We start from the raw sequence: 4,636 nt of genomic DNA, 5'->3' as shown, positions 1-4,636 counted from the left end.
AGCGATTTTATGTACATAGTCGAAATGATGATAAAAATAATATCTGTCAAACAATATAGATATGAATTTGCAATTATTCTGTATTCATTCTTTGGCCGAAAACAAGTAATATCATTGTCGTAAACAAAGCGTGATTAGGTTACTCCCTTATTTTTGGAGAATTTTCTTTGATTAGCGTTCTTCTTGTTGATGACCACGAACTGGTGCGCGCAGGGATTCGACGCATTCTTGAAGATATCAAGGGTATCAAAGTAGCGGGCGAGATGCAGTGTGGTGAAGATGCGGTAAAATGGTGCCGTAGCCATGTTGTTGATATCGTTTTGATGGATATGAATATGCCCGGTATCGGCGGGTTGGAAGCAACTCGTAAGATTTTGCGTTTTTCTCCAGATACTAAAGTTATCATGCTAACCATCCATACTGAAAACCCGCTGCCCGCAAAAGTCATGCAGGCTGGTGCCGGTGGGTATTTAAGTAAGGGGGCGGCACCTCAGGATGTTGTTACGGCTATCCGTGCGGTTCATTCGGGGCAACGCTACATTGCTTCTGATATTGCGCAGCAGATGGCCTTGGGTCAGTTGGAGCCTCCAGCCGAAACGCCTTTTAGTTGTTTGTCAGAGCGTGAGTTACAAATTATGCTCATGATAACGAAAGGCCAAAAGGTGAACGACATTTCGGAACAACTTCATCTGAGTCCGAAAACGGTGAACAGCTATCGCTACCGGATGTTTAGCAAGCTTAATATAAGTGGTGACGTTGAATTGACCCATCTGGCCATTCGCCACGGTCTGTTTAACGCGGAGACGTTGTCTAATAGTGACTGATTGTTTCGATTCTAAAGAGTTTTTGAAAACTGTCACCAGCCAACCTGGTGTTTACCGTATGTATGATAAGACGGGGACAGTTATTTATGTTGGCAAAGCAAAAGACCTCAAGAAACGTCTGACGAGTTATTTCCGTGCTCAGGTTGCCAGTCGAAAAACAGAGACCTTGGTTAAGAATATTGCTCAAATTGATGTGACCGTGACGCATACAGAAACGGAAGCACTGCTGCTTGAGCATAACTATATCAAGCTTTATCAGCCGCGTTACAACGTACTGTTGCGTGATGATAAGTCATATCCTCTTATTTTCTTGAGTGCGGATACTCACCCGCGCTTAGCTATTCATCGCGGTGCTAAGCATGAGAAGGGTGAGTATTTCGGCCCGTTCCCAAACTCTTATGCTGTCCGCGAGACCTTGGCATTATTGCAAAAACTTTTTCCAGTAAGACAGTGTGAAAACAGTGTCTACCGCAATCGTTCACGGCCTTGTCTGCAATATCAGATTGGCCGTTGTTCAGGCCCCTGTGTTGCAGGGCTTGTGAGTGATGATGAGTACCAACGCCAGGTTGATTATGTGCGTTTGTTCCTCTCGGGCAAAGACCAACAGGTACTGACACAACTGATTTCCCGGATGGAGGAAGCCAGTCAATCGTTGCATTTCGAAGATGCGGCACGTATTCGAGATCAAATACAAGCAGTAAGGCGAGTTACTGAACAGCAGTTCGTTTCGGGCGACAGTGAAGATCTTGATGTTATCGGTGTGGCGTTTGATGCCGGATTAGCTTGTGTTCATGTGCTATTTATTCGACAAGGGAAAGTGCTGGGAAGCCGGAGTTACTTCCCGAAAGTTCCTGCCGGGACTGAGCTCAGTGAAGTCGTTCAGACCTTTGTTGGGCAGTTTTATTTGCAAGGAAGCCAGGGGCGAACACTCCCAGGTGAGATCTTGCTGGACTTTACTCTAGAGGAAAAGGATCTGCTGGCTTCCTCTCTTTCTGAGTTGGCCGGAAGAAAAATTCAGATCCAAAGCCGTCCTCGGGGGGATCGAGCGCGTTACCTTAAACTTGCGCGCACAAATGCCTCTACTGCGTTGATTACTCGTTTATCGCAGCAATCAACAATACATCAGCGAATGAAAGAGTTAGCCAAGATTCTTAATCTTGATGAGATCAATCGTATGGAATGTTTTGATATCAGCCATACGCTGGGAGAGCAGACTGTCGCGTCTTGTGTCGTATTTGATGCAAATGGTCCTGTACGTTCGGAATATAGACGCTACAATATTAGTGGCATAACGCCTGGTGATGATTATGCGGCGATGTCTCAAGTGCTTAAACGTCGATATGGTAAGGCATTAGATGACAAAAAAATTCCTGATGTTATTTTCATTGACGGAGGGAAAGGCCAGCTGTCTCAGGCTTTTGACGTGTTTGCTTCTCTCACCGTTGAGTGGGATAAGCAAAAACCATTATTGGTCGGCGTTGCTAAGGGAAGTGATCGAAAAGCGGGGCTGGAAACATTGTTCCTGGAGGCGCAAGGGGAGGGGTTCTCGTTGCCACCAGATTCACCAGCATTGCATTTGATTCAACATATCCGAGATGACTCGCATAACCATGCAATCACCGGACATAGGCAGCGTCGTGCGAAAGTAAAAAATACCAGTGCATTAGAAACGATAGAGGGAGTTGGCCCTAAACGGCGGCAAATTTTGCTGAAGTATATGGGGGGACTGCAACCTTTACTGAATGCTAGCGTCGAGGAAATTGCAAAAGTGCCGAGTATTTCACAAGCATTGGCAGAAAAAATCTACAATGCATTGAAACACTGAGGCTAATGTTGCACCATACTCATAATATCCACCCCAGCCAGATAGTTATCGTAGCATTATGCAATTGAATATACCGACTTGGCTTACCCTGTTTCGTGTTGTACTCATCCCATTCTTCGTTCTGGCGTTTTATCTGCCATTCGTTTGGGCTCCGATGGTTTGTGCCATCATATTTGTGTTTGCAGCAGCAACTGATTGGTTTGATGGCTTTTTAGCGCGCCGCTGGAAACAAACTACCCGTTTTGGGGCTTTTCTTGACCCTGTGGCGGATAAAGTTATGGTTGCCATCGCATTAGTGCTGGTTGCTGAGCATTATCATGTCTGGTGGATCACTCTACCGGCGGCAACTATGATTGCCCGTGAAATCATCATTTCCTCCCTGCGTGAGTGGATGGCTGAAATCGGTAAGCGCAGCAGTGTTGCGGTGTCATGGATTGGTAAAGTGAAAACCACGGCTCAAATGGGTTCGCTGGTTGGCTTACTTTGGCGCCCAGACCATAACGTTGAGCTCGCCAGCTTTGTTCTTCTCTACATTGCTGCGGTACTGACATTCTGGTCAATGTTTCAATATTTAAACGCTGCCTGGAATGATTTGCTCGAACCTTGATCGAAGCGCCGCAAAAAGCAGCAAACGAACACATTAGTCAGATAATTTTATTGACTCATTGCGTCAGGTAAGTAGAATGCATCGCATCAGACGGCAGCAACGAAATGTCGAAAGATAGCAAAAGAATCAGTAAGTTCTGATGTTGCGGGAATAGCTCAGTTGGTAGAGCACGACCTTGCCAAGGTCGGGGTCGCGAGTTCGAGTCTCGTTTCCCGCTCCAAATTAGTAGGTTGGCTTAAGGCGAACCTCAGCTGTAAAGGCAAAGAAGAATAAGGCGCGTTGGCAGAGTGGCCATGCTACGGATTGCAAATCCGTCTACCTCGGTTCGACTCCGGGACGCGCCTCCAGTTTTCCAGAGCCCGGGTGGTGAAATCGGTAGACACAAGGGATTTAAAATCCCTCGGCTTATGGCTGTGCGGGTTCAAGTCCCGCCCCGGGCACCATGGAAAATATTCTAAGTAAAACAAAGTAGTATGAGTATGTCGTTAACCGCCGAGAGGCGGTTTTTTTGTGTCTGAAATCACACTTAGGAAGATGATTTAGGAACATAAAATTCAACTAACGCATAAAAAATCACTTCTTCTGATTACCTACCACTGGAACAATTTTTATTTTCCTGACTCTCTGAATTGATCCTTGCGTAATGAAAGCACATCAGCCTGTCTTGCGAGGCACAAGTACGCTATCTCCATTGCTGCCCGCACAATGTCAGGCGCAGCTTTATACAGAGCGTTATATTCTTCATCTGTAATATAGCGTTCCCTGGATCCCTCTTTAAATTGCTTAACCCCCTTACATGGATTCCCTTTCACAAATCCCCGCTCATACCCCCAACGATAAACTCGCGAGAGGAAAGTTTTCTCACGGTTTGCTTGTGTTCTGCTGGTCACCCCGCGTTTATCCATATATTTCCTGCTATGTTCAGGTCTTATATTGTCTGGTTCCATTCTCCCGAATACTGGCAATAGCCCCTGTATCACTTTGGCTATCGCTCTGTCGGTCTCAGAATAGGCCCGCTGTATATCTTGGTCGGGGATCCGTGTATTGATAGCAGGATACTTGATAGCAACATTAGCATCCTGTAAGAGTAGCCCACCGCATAAGTCAGCCGAATTAATCCAGTTGTGACTCCCAGAATCCGCATTAACTGAATGCGAGGTACCTGAATTCGTTGGTACCACTTGGGGCGATAGTGGGCTGTATGCGTTGGCTTTGAAGCGTGAGCTGCGGATTTGTAAAGGGCGGCTCGATGAGGTTATTAGCTGGCGGCAGAATGCCACCCGGAAGCAATGAAAAAGGATCGTATATTAAAGTTATATAAATGGAGTTAATAACTTGTAAATAAAGGCTTGATAGCGTCAGTTTTTAACTGTATAAAAA

The 4,636-nt window shown here is 45.9% G+C and carries 3 protein-coding genes, 3 tRNA genes and 2 pseudogenes; 7 read left to right on the top strand and 1 reads right to left on the bottom strand.

The annotated features are described in order from the left end of the window. The first annotated feature begins 167 nt into the window (after window positions 1–167). The 6 genes from uvrY (at window position 168) to V1952_RS20145 (ending at window position 3,699) form a co-directional block, all read left to right on the top strand. On the top strand, window positions 168–824 hold the full coding sequence (uvrY, locus tag V1952_RS20170; RefSeq protein WP_083159113.1) for a UvrY/SirA/GacA family response regulator transcription factor: 657 nt from the start codon (window positions 168–170) through the stop codon (window positions 822–824). Further along, complete coding sequence (gene uvrC, locus V1952_RS20165) at window positions 817–2,649, top strand: excinuclease ABC subunit UvrC (RefSeq protein ID WP_420075407.1); 1,833 nt, start codon at window positions 817–819, stop codon at window positions 2,647–2,649. Before uvrY ends, uvrC begins: the two co-directional genes overlap by 8 nt. Before the next feature lie 58 nt (window positions 2,650–2,707). After that, complete coding sequence (gene pgsA, locus V1952_RS20160) at window positions 2,708–3,256, top strand: CDP-diacylglycerol--glycerol-3-phosphate 3-phosphatidyltransferase (protein WP_083159111.1); 549 nt, start codon at window positions 2,708–2,710, stop codon at window positions 3,254–3,256. A gap of 144 nt (window positions 3,257–3,400) precedes the next feature. Beyond that, window positions 3,401–3,476: transfer RNA gene (locus V1952_RS20155), tRNA-Gly, on the top strand. A gap of 53 nt (window positions 3,477–3,529) precedes the next feature. Next, window positions 3,530–3,603, top strand: a tRNA-Cys gene (locus V1952_RS20150). Window positions 3,604–3,613: 10 nt separating this feature from the next. Then, window positions 3,614–3,699 (top strand) — tRNA-Leu (locus V1952_RS20145). A 171-nt stretch (window positions 3,700–3,870) separates the two neighbouring features. On the opposite strand, the pseudogene V1952_RS20140 reads toward V1952_RS20145, so the two are convergent. Continuing rightward, window positions 3,871–4,224, bottom strand: a pseudogene (locus V1952_RS20140) (integrase); the annotation flags it as partial. A gap of 175 nt (window positions 4,225–4,399) precedes the next feature. On the opposite strand from V1952_RS20140, the pseudogene lysC reads away from it, so the two are divergent. Continuing rightward, window positions 4,400–4,549 (top strand): annotated as a pseudogene (gene lysC, locus V1952_RS20135) (Rz1-like lysis system protein LysC); the annotation flags it as partial. Between the last annotated feature and the right edge of the window lie 87 nt (window positions 4,550–4,636).

Origin of the sequence: Yersinia sp. 2542 StPb PI, assembly GCF_048593855.1 — a bacterium.
In the GTDB taxonomy this organism is placed as follows: Bacteria; Pseudomonadota; Gammaproteobacteria; order Enterobacterales; family Enterobacteriaceae; genus Yersinia; species Yersinia enterocolitica_E.
This window is presented reverse-complemented; position numbering and strand designations above follow the sequence as displayed.